We start from the raw sequence: 17,545 nt of genomic DNA on the forward strand, positions 1-17,545 counted from the left end.
GCATGCCTAGCCGTATCGAACTTCTTTCTGCGGCAAATGTGCGTCATAAGCGCTCTCGCGCTGCTCGCAGGCAGAAACTTGCAAAGGTAACAACATGAAGTTGGAGAAGGACCGAGACGTTCTGAGTCTCAAGGGAGTTTCCGTCCGCTACGGTGACTCGACCGTGGCCTTGCACCCGACGAGTCTGGATGTGAAGCAGGGAGAGTTTTTGGTGCTTCTGGGCGCCTCGGGCGCAGGGAAGTCCACCTTGTTACGAAGCATCAATGGACTGGTGCTGCCCACAAAAGGCGAGGTATCGATACCTGGCCTGGCAGGTGGGGTAGTCAACGCAAAGACGCTGAGAGAGCACCGCAAGCGCTGTGGGATGGTTTTCCAGCAGCATCATCTGATTGGACGTCAGTCGGTCCTCAGGAATGTTCTGATGGGAAAGCTCGGTGACAGGGGTGCATTCGCTTCGCTATGGCCGTGGAGCAAGAAGGACAAGCTGGAGGCGCTCACAGTGATTGAGCGTGTCGGGCTGCTCGAAAAGGCGCTCTCCCGGGCTGATGCCTTGTCTGGGGGGCAGCAGCAGCGCGTAGGCATAGCTAGGGCGCTAATACAGAAGCCACGAATCCTGCTGGCCGATGAGCCTGTTGCCAGCCTGGACCCGGCAACCGCACATAGCGTGCTCACCTTGTTGCATGAGATCTGCAAAAAGGACCACCTCACCGCAATCGTGAGTCTTCACCAGGTGGAGCTCGCGCGCTCGTTTGCAGACCGAATCATTGGGCTCCGCCAGGGAGCTGTTGTATTCGAGGGTAGGGCAGAGCAGCTGAGTCCCGATGTTGCGCGGAACCTCTATGCAAAGCAGTCCAACGCTTCCAACACGAGTGCGTCCACTGATAGCCCCCGAACTCTTCAATCCAGTCAAACCAAGGAGCTCTTGCCATGCTGAATCGCCGTAACTTCTCTCTTGTTGTCAGCGCAGCTTCTTTTGCTGCACTCCTTCCTCTGTGGGCTCATGCGCAGGGAAAGGATCCATCAAAGCTTCGTGTCGCCCTTCTTCCAGATGAGAACGCTGCCAGCATCATCCAGAACGCGCAGCCTCTTAAGCGCTATCTTGAACAGCAGCTCAAGAAGGATGTTGAGATTGTGGTGACTACCGATTACTCCTCGATGATCGAGGCAATGCGGTTCGGTCGGATTGAGGTAGCGTACTTTGGACCGTTTTCGTACGTTTTGGCCAAATCTAAGGCGTCCGGGATTGAGCCCTTTGCGGTGGGCGTTGAACGTGGGTCGCCCACATACCAGTCGGTCCTCATCGCAATGGCCGGAGGGCCGGTGAAAACGCTTGAAGACGTGCGCCGCAAGCCCTTCGGATTTGGCGACCAGGCGTCCACATCAAGCCACCTTGCACCACGTGCACACCTGCTCAAGAAGTACAAGCTTGATGGTGAGAAGGACTATCGGCCAGTTCACCTTGGGGCACATGACGCGGTCGCACGTGCGGTGCAGTCGGGTCAGATTCCAGCCGGGGCTCTGTCCAAGCCGATTCTGGACAACCTCATCGCTCGAGGAAGCATTGATGCCACGAAGATTGTTCAGCTTGACCTTTCTGCTCCCATTCCAAACTATCCGATCGTCATGCAGGGGGACCTCAAGCCTGAGCTCAAAGCTGCCATCCGCTCTTCCTTTCTGGACATGAAGGATGCTGAGGTGCTCAAGGCGTTTCGTGTCCAGGCGTTTGCCGCCACTGATGACGCTGCATATGACGTCCTTAGGGATACCGCAACCATCCTGAAGCTTGATTTGGGCCGTATGCAATGACCTCGGCTGCATTCGAGAACATCATCAGTCGCGACAAGCGGGAGCAGTTCATTGGACTGCGCAATACAGCGTTCGTCCTTCTGGTTTGCCTTGTAGCCCTGTACGTCACGGGGTTCTTCGATGCACAGCGGTTCATCGAAGGCGCCCCGGCTGTCAAGCAGCTCTCATCTGAGATGGTCCCTCCCAACTTCGACCGCTGGGAGCACTGGGTCATCCCGCTGAGGGACACCTTGGCGATGTCGATTGCCGGCACAGCACTGACTATCGTGCTTTCACTTCCGCTGGCGCTCCTGGCGGCTCCAAACACCACCCCCAATCCTTTGGTGGGAAGAGTGGCCAGAGTCATCCTGGCGGCATTCCGGTCCGTGCCAGAAATCATTCTTGGCATTCTGTTCGTGGCAGCCGTAGGGTTTGGTGCTCTACCTGGGGTGCTCGCACTGGCGTTGCATTCCACGGGAATGGTCGCAAAGTTTTACGCGGAAGCCATTGAGCACGTGGATCCGAAGCCACTTGAAGCAGCTGCTGCGGTAGGCGCAAGCCGCTTTCAGGTCATCTCGCATGCCGTTATCCCCCAAGTCCTTCCACAGTTGGCAGACATAACCATCTATCGCTGGGAGTACCACTTCAGGGCCTCCGCAGTACTTGGCATTGTCGGTGCAGGTGGCATCGGCTTCGAGCTGATGGCAGCACTTCGCCTTGTCAAGTATGACGAGGTCTCAGCCATCCTTCTGTCGATTCTTGCCTGTGTCCTCGTGGTTGACAGCATTGGATCGATGCTGCGAAAGCGTCTCAAGTAAATCGAAAAATGAATCATCGGAAAATCGTCGTAACGCAGCCAGTTCATGAAGAGGTTCTAAGGAAGCTCCAGGCTGAGGGTGAGGTCATCATGAATCCAGGGCCTGAACCCTGGAGCCCCAGCCAGCTCAGGGAGTACCTCGTGGATGCTGATGCCATGATGGCCTTCATGACAGACAGTGTGACCAAAGAGTCGCTGCTGAACGCTCCCAGGCTCAAGACCATCTCCTGTGCACTCAAGGGGTACGACAACTTCGACCTGAGGGCTTGCGCACAAGCCGGGGTGAGCGTCACCTTTGTTCCTGACCTCCTCACAGAGCCCACAGCCGAGCTGGCCATCGGATTGGCTATTGCTGCTGGCAGGAACGTGCTTCAGGGTGACGCCGCTACAAGAGCAGGCTACTCTGGGTGGAGGCCAGCTCTATACGGAACCGGGCTTCATGGGTCGGTGGCCAGCGTGATCGGTCTCGGAAAAGTTGGGCAGGCCATATTGGCGCGACTCGCGGGCTTTGGCTGCGCGCGGCTGCTTGGTGTAGACCCAAGTGTGCGTCTAGATCAGGTCGAACTGGTCACGCTCGATGAGGCTGTCAGCACATCGGACTATGTGTTCCTGGCAGTGCCTCTTGTTAGCGATACGCGCCACCTGGTTGACTCCAGGATGCTTCAACTATCGAAAAAGGGCCAGATCCTTGTAAACGTGGGTAGGGGGTCTGTGGTCGACGAAAGGGCGGTTGTCGATGCCTTGGCGAATGAGCAACTTGGCGCGTACGCCGCTGACGTCTATGAGATGGAAGATTGGCTACTTCCAGACAGACCTCGCGAAATTCATCCGGGATTGACCAACAACGCCAGAACAGTACTCACTCCCCACATCGGCTCGGCTGTGAGACGCGTACGGTTCGAAATTGAAATGCGGGCTGCTGAGAACCTAGTCCGCTCACTCAGGGGCGAGAGTTTGAGTGATGTTGCTGTCGAGGCCAGCGCGGCAGCATAGGTATGGTTGCTCGGCGGTTTGCACGCCAGCTGAAATGGGCGCGGCTTCAAAGCCTATGTCCTATGGCTGGGTGCAACGTAAGCGTCCGGCAAACCCAGGCCTACCGAGGCCGGTGATCAGGCGTCGGCGGGTTTCCAGCGGTGTGGCAGGAGCTCGACGATGCGGCTGGCCTTGTGCGTGGGCAGTCGCGTGAGCACGTCCTTGAGGTAGGCATACGGGTCGTGCCCGTTCATACGGGCCGACTGGATCAGGCTCATGACGGCGGCCGCTCGCTGGCCCGCACGCAGGCTGCCGGCAAACAGCCAGTTGTTACGACCGATGGCAATGGGCCGGATCTGGTTCTCGATCCAGTTGTTGTCGACCGGCAGTTGTCCGTCATCCACGAATCGGGTCAGCGCATCCCAGCGCCGCAGGCTGTAGTCCAGCGCCTTGGCGGTTGCTGATCCGTCGGGCACCTGGCGCCGTTGCAGCGTCATCCACTCTTTAAGAGCGTCCAGGATCGGCCGGGTCTGCTGCTGCCGAACGGCTTGCCGTTGCTCGGTGTCCAGCTCTTTGACGTCCCGCTCGATCTCATAGACCCGGGCGAACTGCTGCAGGGCGAACTCGGCGATCTGGCTCTGGTTGGCCGCGTGCAGGTCGAAGAACTTGCGCCGGGCATGGGCCAGACAGCCCACCTCGGTCACGCCGCTGGCGATCAAGGCCTTGTAGCCGCTGAAGTCGTCGCAGGTCAGGCAGCCCTTCCAGGCCTTGTCGGTGCCGTGGCCCAGGAAGCGCCGGGCGTGTTCGCCCGAGCGGGATTCGCAGAAGTCGTAGACCACAGCCTTGATGCTCTCGAAGGCCCCCGGCGCATAGGCCCAGAGGTAGGCGCGGTGCGTCTTGCCATCGCCGGGCTTGAGCATGGCCACCGGCGTCTCATCGGCGTGTAGCACCCGGTGGCTGAGGATCTCGGTCTTCAGGGCATCGACCAGCGGCTGCAGCCGCACCCCGCAGGTGCCCACCCACTGCGCCAGGGTCGAGCGAGGGATGGCCAGGCCAGCGCGGCCGAAGATCGCCTCCTGCCGGTACAGCGGCAGGTGATCGGCGTACTTGCCCACCAGCACCTGGGCCAGCAGGCCGGTGGTGGGGATACCTTTGTCGATGACGTGCGCCTCGACCGGCGCTTGTTGAATGGTCTCGCACCGGGCGCAGGCCCACTTGCCGCGGATGTGGCGCTCGACACTGAAGACGCCGGGCACATAGTCCAGCTTCTCGGCCACGTCCTCGCCCACGCGTTTCATCTGGCAGCCACACGCGCACGTGGTGGACGTGGGTTCGTGGCGGATCTCGCGGCGTGGCAGGTGCGCCGGCAAGGGCATCCGCTTGGCCTGTCTCTTCTCGGGGGTGGCCGGTGCTTGCGTCTGCGCCAGCGCGTCGATCTCGCTGGCCACGGCCGCCAGGTCCGCTTCGATCTCGTCGTCGAGCAGGCTCTTCTGCTCAGGGCTGAAGCGCTCTGATTGGGCGGCGAACTTCATGCGCTTCAAGAGCGCGTTCTCGTGCGTGAGCTTGTCGATGAGGGTCTGCTTGAAGGCAAGCTGTTGATTTCCACGCAGAAGTGACCCACTAATCCCCAGGAGGGGGTGCGGATAAAAACTTGGACTGGTTTTATGCCGCAAGTCCAAGGCTCACCCGGTATTCGATCGGGCTGAGGGCCCCCAGGGAGATCTTGATCCGCTTCTCGTTGTACCAACGGATGTAGTCGTCGAGCACTTCAATGAACTGCTCAACTGTGACGCTCTTCCAGTCCCGAGGATAGAACAGTTCATTCTTCAACCGACCGAAGAAGCCCTCGCACGCTGCGTTGTCAGGCGAGCAGGCCTTGCGGGACATCGAGCGGGTGAGCTTGGCCTCGCTCATTCTGGATAGCCAGCCAGGCCAGCGGTAGTGACCTCCGCGGTCTGAGTGGACCACTGGTCGATCGCTTGTCTCTGTGACGGTCTCGATGGCTGCATCCAGCATGGTGTTGACCAGCTCTGCATCCGGACTCGTGCCGATGGTCCAGCTCACCACCATCCCGTCGAAGCAATCGATGATCGGCGACAGGTAGACCTTGCCTGCAGGGATCTGGAACTCCGTGATGTCGGTCAGCCATTTCTTGTTGGGGGCTGCTGCCTGGAAGTCACGGTTGATGATGTTCTCTGGTGCTGGGCTGATCTCGCCCAGGTAAGACGCATACCGACGCCTCTTGGGTTTTGCAACGACCAGGCTCTCTTGCTTCATCAGCCGCTGTATCACCTTCTCGGAGATCGGGCCTTGCTCTCTGGCCAGTGAGGCTTGCAGCCTGCGGTAGCCATAGCAGCGGTGATTGGACTCGAAGATCTCGGTGATGGACTGGCGCACCCTCACGTACTTGTCTCCGATTGCCGCGCGGGCCCGATGGTAGAAGTACGAGCTACGCGCAAGACTCAACTGTGCAAGGAGCTCTGGCAGGCCATAGTGCTCCCTGAGGGCGTCAATCAGCAGTGTCTTCTCCCGGTTGGACAGGAGCTGCAGATCGACGCCCAGGCCTTTTTTTAACAGTTCATTGGCCTTGTTCAAGAGGTCCTGCTCAAGGCGCAGTTGCCTGACTTCGTGGCGCAGTATCTCAACTTGGCGCTCGAGCTCTTCACGCTCTTGCGCCTGCGGTGATCGATCGGTGTGTTTCATTGATGCGGGTGCCTCACGCCCCAGAAGCTGGTTCTTCCAGTTGTACAACGTTGGCCGGCACACGCCGAGCCTGTCGGCAACAGCCTGTGCACTTTCCTGCCGGGTGCAAAGCTCCATCACTCCCGCGTGCTTCAAGCTATCGGGATATCTTCGCTGGCCCACACTGCCGACAAGGGCCATCCTGGCTTCAGGGAATGCCTCGCGGACCCACTTGGTTAGCGTTCCACGCCCTGGATAGCCCAGCGCCCTCATGGTGGCAGCGATGCATCGATCATGTGTGAGGTAGTGCTCGATGGCCGCTGCCTTCTGGCCCTGCGAGAACTTCGGCTGCCGACGGGCATATCCCAGCGGCAGGTCGAGCCGCTGCTGATACTCGCGGTACCACCCCTTCAATGCATTCTTGGTTGGGTAACCCAGCTGACGGATGGTCGGGCTGGTGCGTTTGCCGAGCTTGATGTAGAGCTCAACGGCTCGGATTCGGTCTTCGTAGGAATACATGAACTACCTTCTAGTAGTCCAAGTTTTCGTCCGCACCCCCGGTGGGTCAGCTTTGCGTGGAAATCAACAGTTCGTGCTTGCCGACGATCTGCGGCTCGAAGCTGCCTTCGCGGTCACGGGGCACGTCTATGTGCAGTGCACCGGCATCGGTGAGAACGGTCTTGGCGCTCTTGCCATTGCGGTGATTGGCCGGCGTTCCTTCGGGTTTGGCCTGGCCGGGCACATAGCCCAAGTGGTGGCTCATCTCGGCGCCAAGCGCACGCTCCAGCACCGCCTTCTTGAACTGCTGAAAGATGTTCTCAAGCTCGGCCGGCGTCACCGGTCCGGGAATCAATTGTTCAAGCGCTGCGGCCGAGAACTGCGGCTGCGCCGCCTTGTGCGCTACTGCGCTCGTCTTCGTCTTGCGTGGCATTCATGCTCCTTGTCGACATGCTATGCCTCACACACAAAGTTTATGACAGGCCCGCGATTACTCGTTCTTTACGGCTCTCCGGGGAAACTCAGCCACATTCCCTTTTTTCAGCTGGTTGATCTTCCGTCGGAGCTCATCGTTCTCGGCCAATAGTTGCTGCACTCTCTCTTCAGCCTCCGCGCGCAAACGACGTGCCTCTTGCCAGTCGAGCTCACTGATGCGATAGGCCGTCAGTAAATCACCGTACAACTCTCGCCATTCCGAAACTCGCTGAGCAGCCCCTCTCTTCGCCTCACGCCTTGAACCGGCCTCAACCCCCTTTATGTTCAGTAGCCAAGGGTCCACGACCCTACTTTTAAACGTGTCCTTGTAGCTGGCTGCGAAGAGCGTTTTTGGCCCAATACCTGACCGGCGCACAAGCTCATTGAGATTCAATGCTCCACCATTCGAAGGATACAAGCCTTGGTTCGCTTTGATTTCCTGTTCGATAGTTCGCATGGCCTCAGTGACCTTCACCACAACCGCATCGCGACGCCGCTCGCCTTGCGCAACAGCGCTAGCTCGAATCTGGTCTTTCGCTGCATCCGAAAACTTCGAAGATGCTTTCTTTTTCATGCTTCGCATAGTCTTTCCGAACCGCATACGATTTGGACTCGAGGATCTTCCCGCCACTTCTGCTCTAGATCCGCAAAACGACCCAGATGCATTCGAACCTGGCCTGCCCAATACTCGGCAATAAGTTCCTTCCCACTCTTGGTCTCGAACTCCCAGTGCTCCAGTGCCTGCGAAATGCAGCGATCAACATCATTTCGCAACCAGGCCTGCTCAAGTCGGTAATCGCACGAGGTTTGGCAGTTGGCTGGATCTGCATGCCCGCGCTTTTTGTTACAAGGGCCAAACTGCGTCAATGCCTTTGTACACAATACTCCCGGTCGGACGAGATTCCATGTTGTCCCCCCCAGCGTCAGCACCTCCGCCAAGTCCCTAATGTCTTTAGCTCCCCAGTCCTTTGCGCTCTGGTGTAGCTGTTGGCCGTGCTCAGCAACTGCACGGCGAATCGTTGCAGCCGCCTTTCCACCATAGCCATCTCTCGACAAGCTGCCGCTTTGCGGCGGCTCAATCTCTGACGTTCCAGCATCGTCGCTTAGCAGGAAGCTCGACAAGTCATCGGCACAGCGGATGACTCGGAGCTCACGCACTATCTCATCAATCTCCTCGGAAAGAGCTACATCGGTCAAGATGTAATAAATAGTCATCTCAATGTGCTCATGTCCAAAGACATCCTGCAAGATTTTTGGCGCTTGGACGATCGCGAGTGCCACAAGTCGAGCCAGCGATTTTCTCAACCTGTGAGGCCGAAGGCCTTGCCCGCCTGGTCTGGCGTCCAGGCACAGCGCAGCTGAGTAGTCTCTTAGAAGTGCTTGTAATATCTGGGCCGTTGCCGGCTGATTTCGCTTTCCCCAGCATGACCAGAGATTTGTTCCTGCTGGTACTTCCGATGGGCCAACAAATGGGCGTATGTGGCTCAAGGGTGACAAGCGCTCCAACAAAGATATGAGTTGGGCTTGCTGCAAAATCGCACTCTCAGCAAACTTTGGAAGCGGCCAATCGCGTAATTGCCCGTCATGGCGACGCACAAGCTTAAATGTGCGGCCATTTGCGAATGCGGTGCCATTGGGCGCATGGTGGATAGCACCGCGTTCCATGGTCAACAGTTCCCCAATACGAGTTCCAGTAGATAAACCCACAACAAAAAGGTGTGCCCCTTGCAGCACCTTAGCTAAGCCGAAAAGTTGGGCGGCGCCCCGAGGCGGCCATATCTCGGTTCGCTTCTTTTCATTGACGCAATATTGTTCTTGCTCGTGCGGCAGCGTGACCTTTGATGGAGGCACCTTCTTGCTATGTGCCCCTCTCTGGCTCAGGTTGAGCTCAAAGGGCAGTTGGTCAATTGGCTGCCCGTGAGCGTCTATCCAGACTTGCGCCTTAAGGGCTGCGGCACATCGTTCGCTCAAAGTACGAACGTCTAACTTGAGATCATGTGCCTCCTGCCAAAGGTCCTGAAAATCCGATAGGACGCGTAGGATGTTTGGGCCTAGATGCTCAATAATCCAATGCGATCTCTGCCCGATCTCGCACAAGTAGTTGTCTGGTAACGGTAGATGCGGCGCTCGTAGGATTTCTGGCTGAGTAGCTTCTGCTTTGCCTGATACTCGTGTCGATTTCTTTATGTCTACTCCGCTATGTGGAGCATCCATCCATAGGCCACGAGTGGAAGCTGCATGCATCCGTTTCATCTCTGCGAACACAACCTGCTTTGTTGAAGCTGAGAGCGGCATTGCGTTCACATCGTCCTTGGAGACAGACGCAAAGATCAAGGGTAGAAAACGCAATTTCTCTTCTTCGGGCATCGGTTTGCGGCCTTCGCCGACACCTGCCATCGCCTTGCTGATACCAACCGCAGCAAGAAATGGAATGCTCTGGTGTGCGTTTTGCGCTATCACAGATGGGTCTAAACTATTGCGTCCATTGCCTAAATGGACAGGACCGATGCGGCAGAGCACAAAGTATCGATTGCAAGCTAGAACCGCTCGGTCTAACAGGTCTTCCAGAAGTGACTTAGATTCACAATCGTTCAGCGTTGAGTGCATCAAGGACCTCAACTCACTAGGCAAGTTCGCTACCAAGCGTTCTTTTATACGAACTTCCCATGAGGACCTAGAGCCACTGGGGAACCATTCCCGCGGAGTCGACCAAGTTGTCCACTCTTCGCCGTGTCCGAGCAGCGACTTCAAGCGTTGTAGTTCGGCTTGACTCATGTGCTGAATACTTTCGGCAGCGTGCTGCGCAAGCACGTGGCTTGACTTCGCTTCGAAAGCCTTAAATGCTTCCTCCTGGACAACACGTTTAGCCATACGAAGAACTATTTTTTATCGAATCACCGTTGAACTCAGGAACGCGGTGCTCACCTTCTTCAATCCGCTGCACCCACTTGCTGAGCGCAGATTCAACAGCACTCGGATGGAAACCCAGTAAAGCTGTTTCCGTGTTCTCCATCTCGGTCTGCCAGGAGATCTCCTCACCTCGGTAGAAATGCTCAATCGGCGTTTGCGTGCGGAGGGCCCTCAGTTCGGCCAGTCGCATTGCGAGCCCGTCCAGCGATTCTGGCGCTATCACCGCATTTTCTAAGCACAAAGTGCATCGCTGCACTGTGCACAGTGTTCGTCCGTTAGGCTTGAATTGGGGGTCTAGGCGTGCGGGCGGACTGGTTGGATCCTTGCAACTGACCCCTATCCTGCTCTTCTTCAGTTTCCGGTACTCTGCAAGACGCAAATGTTGCTCGGGGGTGATTTGCTCTCGTTCGATGATTTGTCGCAGAACTGTGTGGTCAAGTTGTCCGGAGGAGAAACACATGTTCCACATCTCGTCGGTGTAGGCTACAAAGGTGCGAGCGCTTTCCGCATTGACAATTTTGTTGTCAAGATATCTTGCGGTCGTGAAGGGCGAGCGATGGCCAAGCGCCTTTTGAACCGCTAGGACCGACCCCCCTGAAATGCGATACACGTACTCAGCGAAGATATCTCGAAAGTCACTGGCGTTCACCCTGGGGATTGGCGCCTCATTGGGAGTGCGGTGCTCGTTTACGCGCTCAACAATAATGCGCAGAATGGGAGTGTTCCGTTCATACTTATCGTAGGTCTCGGCATTGAGCGCTTCGATAGAACCTTTTGCCCTATAAAGCCAAATACTCCTTGATTTGCGCTGAAGCTCTAGAACCACGATACGAGCTTCTGTGACGGACGCGACGTCAGCATGCGTAGCTATCAGCTCGCTGAGGGTTATTTCCGCGACACGGAGACTCCGAACAAGCTCTTGCCGCAAAGGCCAAGTCCTTTCGACAAGTGTACGAATAACCTTCCCTGGAGAGCGGTCTGTTTTCCAGTCACCATGCATTATTTGGTCGGATACGCTTCTCGCTTTGTAGCCTGTAATGATGTAACGGCTTGCATCCCTCGGATGATTACGAAGAAAGGGCATGCACTCAGGAATGGATGTGTCGGCGTCCACCGGTAGATCGAGAAGCGTTTGGACATTCCAGCCCCCACCTATTAGTGCGAGGTGAAAACCCATCTTGATTTCAAAGGCTGTCGGAAAGAAAGCTGCAAACATCGTTTCGATTGCCAATCCATCCCGCCACAATGTTCGACCGGATCTCCCCGTTTTGTGCTCCCAATGTTTCTTGATTGCCTCCGTGGTGATAGTTCCCGATGCAAATAAAGGGCCTGCAAACTCTGCATTGAGCAGTAAATTCGCTTGCCCTTCACTTGCGGGCGCGCGATTTCCCGCGAGCATGTCATCTACTAGATTCCATCGATCGATTGCCTTAAACCACTCCCGCTTGATGCAAGTGAAAACGGCGCGCGACTGCGCCGGCGTTGGTATCTCTCGCGATGGTTTAAGCGATTCAGGTCCGTTCCAAGCAAGCGGACTCATACCTTTGGCACGGCGCGTCATATCCGCAATCGATCTGAACGCAGAAAATGTTCCAGGGGAGAATCGCTGCACAGCCAATTGTTGGTGCAGATGCGTGAGATCCGTGACGCTCTTCGTGGGTGCAAAGACTAACTCAGGGGTATTGGTCGTTGTCTCCATCTCGTCAAACAGGCGCCACCAGAGCTTCAGATCTGCAACGCATCCTCTGCAAGTCTTCTCGCTTGCCCACATTAGTTTTTCTTGGATCGCAGGCAGCAATTCATGAATCAGTGACGGGCGCCCACTGTAGCTACCTAGCCACCGATCTTCTAGACCAGGCTTCTTAGGTCTTTCCTGGCCTACCTCTAGGTCGGTAAGATCAACAAGGAAGGGCTTGGTAGCATGTTGAGTCCAGAACTTTAGTGGGCTTCCCGTATGTTGGAGGTATCCCCGCGAATCAACGAGTGCAAGTTCCGCAAGTCGTGGCGTTTGATGATCCTTAGAAACCTTGCGAAGGGTCACGACTCATCCTCCGATTCGTCAAGCATCGCGGCTTGATAGCGTTCTGGCAGGGCTTCGCCGAGTTGATCGCTGACCCACTGAACATACAGCCTGGTCGTGTCACTGCTGATGTGACCAAGCTGCGGAACTATCTTCAGTTGAATTAACTCCGTTAGCAAAATAGCTGTCAGCGTGCCTTGCCCCTCGCACGTCAACTCTTGATGCTTTCGCCCGGCGCCAATTTCTTGCATTAGGGTTGAACAGGACCACCAATGCCTGCCTAGGTGTGGCGACCACTCTTTGTAGGGAAGTTTTCCAGATTTCCACGCGTTGTAGAAGCCCGAGACAGATTGCCGCACACCTTCCGGGTTCAGGAAAAGATGGACAGAGTTGTCCAGCCTTTCGCGCTGAGCTTTAAGACCACGAGCTTGTGCGACCCATTTTTGAAGCAGTCGAGGGCGCACGCGAGTGCGATAAGTATGTAGCTTCTCAGCTAAATGAAGTGGGATCTTGATCGTTCGCTTCGGGCCAATCTTGTCGCCATGGTCATGTCCGTAGTCGCGACCTTTCGTGCCATAACGGAGGCTCACCGCCACCATTTGATGTTTGATGTCAGCCGTCGGATTCACGATTAGCCAGTCTGCTGGATCGACGGGAAGCGTATCAACACGCCAGGACGCAACTTCCTGTCGCCGAACCGCAGTCATCAGTACCGTTTCGCACATGAGCCCGAAAGTACGTCCCTTTTCAACGTAAATCGACTCCAGCCAACTATCCACCTCGAAATCGGTTGGCATTCGAAGCTCACTCGGTGCCTCTCTAACTCTACCCTTCCGAACTTGGTGAGTCCGCAAACGAGGGTCTCCTGTTGCACTTGCCCTCTGTGAGCGCAATGACCGGGTGACAAGTGGAACCACAACGGGCGGGCGCTTCCCTTTTGCAGCCATCCATTCAACGAAGTCCGTAGCCACGTCGACATACCGATTTACCGTCTTGGGACTCAATGGTCGTCCCGTCGATCCCCAAAGGCCTGCAACCAACTCAGTTTGGTAGTCACCATTGATGTGATCCACATAGTTGGCATTCATGGGGTTAACGCCCCGCGTTTCGCACCACTCAAGGAAGTTGCAAAGCCAACTGGCGTAGTTCCGAATGCTTTTTTCAGATGGGCGATTTCCCACTTCTCCTGGGCGCGACGGGTTCCACGTTCCCAGACCCCGTTCAACAAGGTACTCAGAGCCGTCCCTGTGGATTCCAGGGCGAGAGTCAAGGATGAAGGGGAGACGTGCGACTCGACCAAACCCAGCTTTCTCCAGTTCAGCGGATCTCGGTTCGACCACTTTGAAGTTGTATTTCCCCATGGCTATTTCTGATGTGGTTTAGATAGAAGTACTAAAAATTGAGTACTACTATAAAGGTGCACATCGTGGCGTACTGCACCGACCTGGGCTTTGGCGCGGCGCGCGGGGCCGAGATGCTGTCGCTGATGCTGGCGTGCGGCATCGTCAGCCGCCTGGTGTCGGGCGTGATCTGCGACCGCATTGGCGGGGTGCGCACGCTGCTGCTGGGCTCGGCCTTGCAGGGCGTGGGGCTGATGCTGTTTCTGCCGTTTGACGGGCTGGTGCCGCTGTATGTGATCTCGGCGATGTTCGGGCTGTTCCAGGGCGGCATCGTGCCGGCCTACGCCATCATCGTCCGCGAGTATTTCGCGCCGCAGGAGGCCGGGGCCCGCGTGGGCGCGGTGATCATGGCCACGTTGATCGGGATGGCGCTGGGGGGCTGGATGTCGGGCTGGATCTTTGACATCACGGGCAGCTACCACGCGGCGTTTCTCAACGGCATGGCGTGGAACCTGCTCAACCTGTCGATCGTGGGCTGGCTGTACTGGCGGGTGCGGCGCCAGGATGCGGCCGGGGCACGGTCGCTGCCGGCTACGGGCTAGGAGCCTGCAAAGCGCCCTTCGCCGACACCGCTGCGTGGCACTCCACCGTAGCATCGCTCCCCTATGGTTTCAGACGCACCTGATGCACCTGACACGGGCCGCAACCTGCCAGCAGGGCCAGCAGGGCCGGCCGCGGTGGCACTGGTCGCAGCCTCCATCGATTTCACAGCCCCGGCCGATCTCGTGGCCCGCCGGCTGATTGGCGTGACGCTCCTCATCGACGGCGTGGGTGGCCGCATTGTGGAGACAGAGGCCTACGACCAGGGTGATGCCGCATCGCACACCTTTGGCGGGCCCACGCCGCGCAATGCGGCCATGTTTGGCCCGGGCGGGCATGCCTATGTGTACCGCTCGTACGGCCTGCACTGGTGTGTGAACACGGTGTGCCGCGAGGCGGGCCACGGCGCAGGGGTGCTGCTGCGCGCGCTCGAGCCCACGCACGGGCTCGATGTGATGCGCGTGCGCCGCGCCGGTGTGGTGGATGAGCGGCTGCTGTGCGCGGGGCCGGGGCGGCTGGCGCAGGCACTGGGGATTGATGCCAGCTTCAACGGACGCGACCTGCGGCTGCCGCCATTTGCGCTGCTGGAGCGCACGCCCGGCACAACAGCGCTGCCGGTCATCACCGGCCCGCGCATCGGCATCAGCAAGGCGGTGGATGTGCCCTGGCGGTTTGGCGAGCAGGGCTCGCGCTACCTGAGCCGGCCGTTTCCGCGCGCAGGTTGAGGGGCGTGGGGCACGGCAGCCGCCACCGCCGTCATCCGGCCGCGGGCTGAAGGTACAGGCCTGCCAGATGCTTTTGCGCCGCGGCATCCACGCCCAGCACATCCTGCAGATAGGCCTGCACGCCGCCGTAGTCGTGGTCCACGCCGTGCAGGGCGGCGTCCAGAAACTCCTGCTGCACGCGCCACAGCACGGCCAGCACTTCCTCGGGCGCATGGCTGGCCATGCCGGCGGGGCGCTGGTACAGGCTGTTGGTCAGCAGGTAGTCGTGCATGACCACATCGCGCGGCACGCCCAGGGTGAGCAGGATCAGCGCGGCGGCAAAGCCGGTGCGGTCTTTGCCGGCGGTGCAGTGAAAGACGGTGGGGGTGTCGCTGGCCAGCAGCAGGGCAAACAGCTCTGCAAAGCGCGGGGCGTTGTCGTGCACAAAGCCGCGGTAGGTTTCCTGCATGAGCGCCACTGCGTCCTGCGCGGTGATGCGGTGGCCCGTGCGCTGCAGCTCCAGCGCGCGCTGCACCACGGTGGGCTCGATGGCCAGCGGGTGGTAGGCCACGCCGGGCAGGGCGTAGGCATACGCAGCGCTTTCGGCCTTGCCCCTGAAATCCACCGCGCGGGTGACGCCCAGCCCGGCCAGCAGCGCCTGGTCCTGCGCTGTCAGACCCGCCAGGTGATCGGATCGGAAGATGCGCCGCCACTTCACCGCGCGCCCGCCGTGGCCGACGTAACCGCCCAGGTCGCGGAAATTGGTGGCGCCTGCGAGGGGAAGGGATCGGCTGGGGGCTTGCTCTAGCTGCATGGTGCGTGGGGCTCAATGGGGTGACGGATGCGGGAGCAACAAGCATAGTCGCGCAGTGCAGCACCAGCATGTCGCGTGCATGTCGCACGCACGGTTGGGGTGATGGCGCGGCGGCAGGGCAGCGGTGTGCAGAATCTGGCCATGCAGCATTTCGTGCCCGTGCCCCCCGATCTGCGCCCGTGGCTGATGGCCGGGGTGGTGGTGGATGCGCCTGCGGAATTGGCGCAGTCGCATTTCCCGGCAATGGTGTCGAGCATGCTGGTGGTGCGGCTGGCGGGGCAGGTGCAGTGCCGCGGCCAACGGGTGCCGCCATCGGCCTGGATCAGCGCCAGCACGGTGGCCACCGTGTACGACCACGCGGGGCCGGTACGGGCCGTAGGGCTGGTGCTGCAGCCCGAGGCAGCGGGGGCGCTTTTTGCCGGAGCACGCGGGCAGGTCAACACGCTGCAGCCGCTGGCGGATCTGGTTGGCCCGTCATGGGCGGCAGTGGAGCACACGCTGCATGCTGCGGCAGATGACGGCGCGCGTCTGGACGCGCTGTGCCAGTTCATCCGGACGATGATCGCGCCGCCTTCAGCGTGCGAAGCGCGCCGTCAGCAAGCCCTGGCCTTGCTGCACGCAGCCAGCCCAGACGCTACAGGCGCAGCGCCGCACATGGGCCTGAGCCAGCGGCAGTTTGAACGCCGCTTTGTGGCGCACTGGGGCATGGCGCCCAAGCAGTTTGCGGTGATTGCGCGGCTGAACAGCACGCTGGGCCATGCACTGGCCGCGCAAGACCGCCCTGTGGTGGAGTTGGCCGCTGACCAGGGCTACTACGACCAGTCGCACCTGGGGCGCGATATTCGGCGCCTGGCGGGCCAGCCGCTGCAGGCGCTGGTGCAAGGCACCGCAAGCCCGCTCACCCCGCACTGGCCCTTGCAGGTCGGTGCGCAGACGCTCGCCGATCAGCCGCCTTTGCCCACCGCGACAGCTGCGCCCGCGCGCAGCCGCTGAGCCAGGTACAGCGGCATTACAAACGCCAGCCCGATGCCAAAGCAGGCGGCGATGTAGGCCCAGCGCCAGGCGCCAAGGCTGCGGTCTGCCGCCACCCACACCGAGAACGCCACGGCGGCCAGGTACACGTCCAGCGTGATGCCGGTGGTGAGCGCATTGGCAAAGGCGTCGCGCCAGAACACATCAGGCATCACGCTGCCGCCCGCCATGAAATACACCACGTTGAAGTACCAGGGGACGGCAAGGCCCAGGGCGGCCAGCAGGAGAAAAGCGGTGCGCAGGTGACTGTGGTTTTGCATCGGTGGTTGGGGCTACGCGCCCCCAAGCGGTGTTCCCACTCATCTGGCCCGGCGCACGCTGGGCGGGTTGAAGAACCGCACGCGGTTGCAACACGCTCAGCCCGAAAGGCAGGGAATGTGAGGGAACGCGAAGGGGTTGCGAAAGGCCTGACGGTGGTGGATGAATGCGCGCATTGAACGCGCGCACACCACTCGCCGGCTAGGAAAAAAACGACATCGCACCCGCGTGCAGACGCCACCGCCCGCCCTTTCAGCCTGGCTACTGCGCAGGTGGCAGCGAGGTCACAGCGCCGTCCACCGGCAGCTCCTGTGTGCCCTGGGGGCAGGGCTGGTCGGTGTAGGTGGTGCGGCCGTCTTTGACGCACTTGCGTGGCTGCGGGGCCGTGGCCCCGGATGCAGCGCCCTGCGGGGGGCGGACCTCTGGTTTCTTGCCGGGCGGCAGCGTGTCGGCGCCGGGGCGTGTGACCTTCTTCCACGCCTGCTCCGCCCACGGGCCGGCATGGGGCAGCCACTGCGCGCGCGTCCACCATGCAGCGGCGGCCGCGGCCACCAGCGCCAGGCCGATGACAGTGAGAACAGTGCGTTCGGTGCGGCTGCGCATGGGGATGGGGCGACGGAGCGAGCTATCCGGTGTGTG

Annotated in this window: 15 protein-coding genes and 2 pseudogenes; 7 read left to right on the forward strand and 10 right to left on the reverse strand. The window is 59.3% G+C overall.

All coding sequences use genetic code 11. The features are described from left to right. Positions 1 to 94: 94 nt before the first annotated feature. Genes phnC through ACTPOI_RS01435 form a run of 4 tightly spaced genes read left to right on the forward strand, consistent with a single transcriptional unit; the run spans position 95 to position 3,595 of the window. Positions 95 to 934, forward strand: coding sequence for a phosphonate ABC transporter ATP-binding protein (phnC, locus tag ACTPOI_RS01420; protein WP_060984576.1), 840 nt, complete (start codon positions 95 to 97; stop codon positions 932 to 934). Next, positions 928 to 1,806: a phosphate/phosphite/phosphonate ABC transporter substrate-binding protein gene (gene phnD, locus ACTPOI_RS01425; protein ID WP_304305430.1), complete on the forward strand. Its 879-nt coding sequence runs from the start codon at positions 928 to 930 to the stop codon at positions 1,804 to 1,806. Before phnC ends, phnD begins: the two co-directional genes overlap by 7 nt. Continuing rightward, positions 1,803 to 2,603 carry a phosphonate ABC transporter, permease protein PhnE gene (gene phnE, locus ACTPOI_RS01430; RefSeq protein WP_003056093.1) on the forward strand — a complete coding sequence of 267 codons (801 nt, stop codon included), beginning with the start codon at positions 1,803 to 1,805 and terminating at the stop codon, positions 2,601 to 2,603. Before phnD ends, phnE begins: the two co-directional genes overlap by 4 nt. 8 nt (positions 2,604 to 2,611) lie before the next feature. Beyond that, on the forward strand, positions 2,612 to 3,595 hold the full coding sequence (locus ACTPOI_RS01435; RefSeq protein WP_060984578.1) for an NAD(P)-dependent oxidoreductase: 984 nt from the start codon (positions 2,612 to 2,614) through the stop codon (positions 3,593 to 3,595). 116 nt (positions 3,596 to 3,711) lie between these two features. On the opposite strand, the gene tnpC is transcribed toward ACTPOI_RS01435, so the two are convergent. The 7 genes and pseudogenes from tnpC to ACTPOI_RS01470 all read right to left on the reverse strand — a co-directional run bounded on the left by tnpC (position 3,712) and on the right by ACTPOI_RS01470 (position 12,955). Beyond that, on the reverse strand, positions 3,712 to 5,205 hold the full coding sequence (gene tnpC, locus ACTPOI_RS01440) for an IS66 family transposase (protein ID WP_304305439.1): 1,494 nt from the start codon (positions 5,203 to 5,205) through the stop codon (positions 3,712 to 3,714). A gap of 31 nt (positions 5,206 to 5,236) precedes the next feature. Then, positions 5,237 to 6,775, reverse strand: coding sequence for an IS3 family transposase (locus ACTPOI_RS01445; RefSeq protein WP_060987626.1), 1,539 nt, complete (start codon positions 6,773 to 6,775; stop codon positions 5,237 to 5,239). A gap of 70 nt (positions 6,776 to 6,845) precedes the next feature. Continuing rightward, positions 6,846 to 7,187, reverse strand: a pseudogene (locus tag ACTPOI_RS01450) (transposase); the annotation flags it as partial. Between the two features lie 57 nt (positions 7,188 to 7,244). After that, on the reverse strand, positions 7,245 to 7,802 hold the full coding sequence (locus ACTPOI_RS01455; RefSeq protein ID WP_066788631.1) for a hypothetical protein: 558 nt from the start codon (positions 7,800 to 7,802) through the stop codon (positions 7,245 to 7,247). Next, positions 7,799 to 10,099 (reverse strand): site-specific integrase, encoded by a 2,301-nt coding sequence (locus ACTPOI_RS01460; RefSeq protein WP_440105704.1) that lies wholly within the window; start codon positions 10,097 to 10,099, stop codon positions 7,799 to 7,801. The genes ACTPOI_RS01455 and ACTPOI_RS01460 overlap by 4 nt, the downstream gene beginning before the upstream one ends. Next, the gene (locus ACTPOI_RS01465) at positions 10,092 to 12,179 is read right to left on the reverse strand and encodes a hypothetical protein (RefSeq protein WP_156445283.1); all 2,088 of its coding nucleotides are present in this window, start codon (positions 12,177 to 12,179) and stop codon (positions 10,092 to 10,094) included. Before ACTPOI_RS01465 ends, ACTPOI_RS01460 begins: the two co-directional genes overlap by 8 nt. After that, a complete protein-coding gene (locus ACTPOI_RS01470; RefSeq protein WP_156445284.1) occupies positions 12,176 to 12,955 on the reverse strand; it encodes a site-specific integrase in 780 nt (259 codons plus the stop codon). The genes ACTPOI_RS01465 and ACTPOI_RS01470 overlap by 4 nt, the downstream gene beginning before the upstream one ends. Positions 12,956 to 13,572: 617 nt before the next feature. Here ACTPOI_RS01470 and ACTPOI_RS01475 point away from each other — a divergent pair. Together ACTPOI_RS01475 and ACTPOI_RS01480 are read left to right on the forward strand one after the other, a co-directional pair. After that, positions 13,573 to 14,100, forward strand: a pseudogene (locus ACTPOI_RS01475) (MFS transporter); the annotation flags it as partial. 63 nt (positions 14,101 to 14,163) lie between these two features. Beyond that, on the forward strand, positions 14,164 to 14,823 hold the full coding sequence (locus ACTPOI_RS01480; protein WP_440105707.1) for a DNA-3-methyladenine glycosylase: 660 nt from the start codon (positions 14,164 to 14,166) through the stop codon (positions 14,821 to 14,823). 31 nt (positions 14,824 to 14,854) lie between these two features. On the opposite strand, the gene ACTPOI_RS01485 is transcribed toward ACTPOI_RS01480, so the two are convergent. After that, a complete protein-coding gene (locus tag ACTPOI_RS01485; RefSeq protein WP_440105709.1) occupies positions 14,855 to 15,616 on the reverse strand; it encodes a tyrosine-protein phosphatase in 762 nt (253 codons plus the stop codon). A gap of 141 nt (positions 15,617 to 15,757) precedes the next feature. On the opposite strand from ACTPOI_RS01485, the gene ACTPOI_RS01490 reads away from it, so the two are divergent. Next, positions 15,758 to 16,609, forward strand: coding sequence for a helix-turn-helix domain-containing protein (locus ACTPOI_RS01490; RefSeq protein ID WP_440105711.1), 852 nt, complete (start codon positions 15,758 to 15,760; stop codon positions 16,607 to 16,609). On the opposite strand, the gene ACTPOI_RS01495 is transcribed toward ACTPOI_RS01490, so the two are convergent. Both ACTPOI_RS01495 and ACTPOI_RS01500 read right to left on the reverse strand, forming a co-directional pair. After that, a complete protein-coding gene (locus tag ACTPOI_RS01495) occupies positions 16,561 to 16,908 on the reverse strand; it encodes a DUF2834 domain-containing protein (RefSeq protein WP_440105713.1) in 348 nt (115 codons plus the stop codon). The genes ACTPOI_RS01490 and ACTPOI_RS01495 overlap by 49 nt on opposite strands. 259 nt (positions 16,909 to 17,167) lie before the next feature. Continuing rightward, the gene (locus ACTPOI_RS01500) at positions 17,168 to 17,509 is read right to left on the reverse strand and encodes a DUF4124 domain-containing protein (RefSeq protein WP_440105715.1); all 342 of its coding nucleotides are present in this window, start codon (positions 17,507 to 17,509) and stop codon (positions 17,168 to 17,170) included. Positions 17,510 to 17,545: the final 36 nt, after the last annotated feature.

This window comes from Acidovorax sp. BL-A-41-H1, from assembly GCF_051942715.1.

Coding starts and splice junctions, on each gene's coding strand:
- phnC (WP_060984576.1), top strand. CDS start 95: ATGAAGTTGGAGAAGGACCGAGACGTTCTGAGTCTCAAGGGAGTTTCC.
- phnD (WP_304305430.1), top strand. CDS start 928: ATGCTGAATCGCCGTAACTTCTCTCTTGTTGTCAGCGCAGCTTCTTTT.
- phnE (WP_003056093.1), top strand. CDS start 1,803: ATGACCTCGGCTGCATTCGAGAACATCATCAGTCGCGACAAGCGGGAG.
- ACTPOI_RS01435 (WP_060984578.1), top strand. CDS start 2,612: ATGAATCATCGGAAAATCGTCGTAACGCAGCCAGTTCATGAAGAGGTT.
- ACTPOI_RS01445 (WP_060987626.1), bottom strand. CDS start 6,775: ATGTATTCCTACGAAGACCGAATCCGAGCCGTTGAGCTCTACATCAAG.
- ACTPOI_RS01455 (WP_066788631.1), bottom strand. CDS start 7,802: ATGAAAAAGAAAGCATCTTCGAAGTTTTCGGATGCAGCGAAAGACCAG.
- ACTPOI_RS01460 (WP_440105704.1), bottom strand. CDS start 10,099: ATGGCTAAACGTGTTGTCCAGGAGGAAGCATTTAAGGCTTTCGAAGCG.
- ACTPOI_RS01470 (WP_156445284.1), bottom strand. CDS start 12,955: ATGCCAACCGATTTCGAGGTGGATAGTTGGCTGGAGTCGATTTACGTT.
- ACTPOI_RS01480 (WP_440105707.1), top strand. CDS start 14,164: ATGGTTTCAGACGCACCTGATGCACCTGACACGGGCCGCAACCTGCCA.
- ACTPOI_RS01485 (WP_440105709.1), bottom strand. CDS start 15,616: ATGCAGCTAGAGCAAGCCCCCAGCCGATCCCTTCCCCTCGCAGGCGCC.
- ACTPOI_RS01490 (WP_440105711.1), top strand. CDS start 15,758: ATGCAGCATTTCGTGCCCGTGCCCCCCGATCTGCGCCCGTGGCTGATG.
- ACTPOI_RS01495 (WP_440105713.1), bottom strand. CDS start 16,908: ATGCAAAACCACAGTCACCTGCGCACCGCTTTTCTCCTGCTGGCCGCC.
- ACTPOI_RS01500 (WP_440105715.1), bottom strand. CDS start 17,509: ATGCGCAGCCGCACCGAACGCACTGTTCTCACTGTCATCGGCCTGGCG.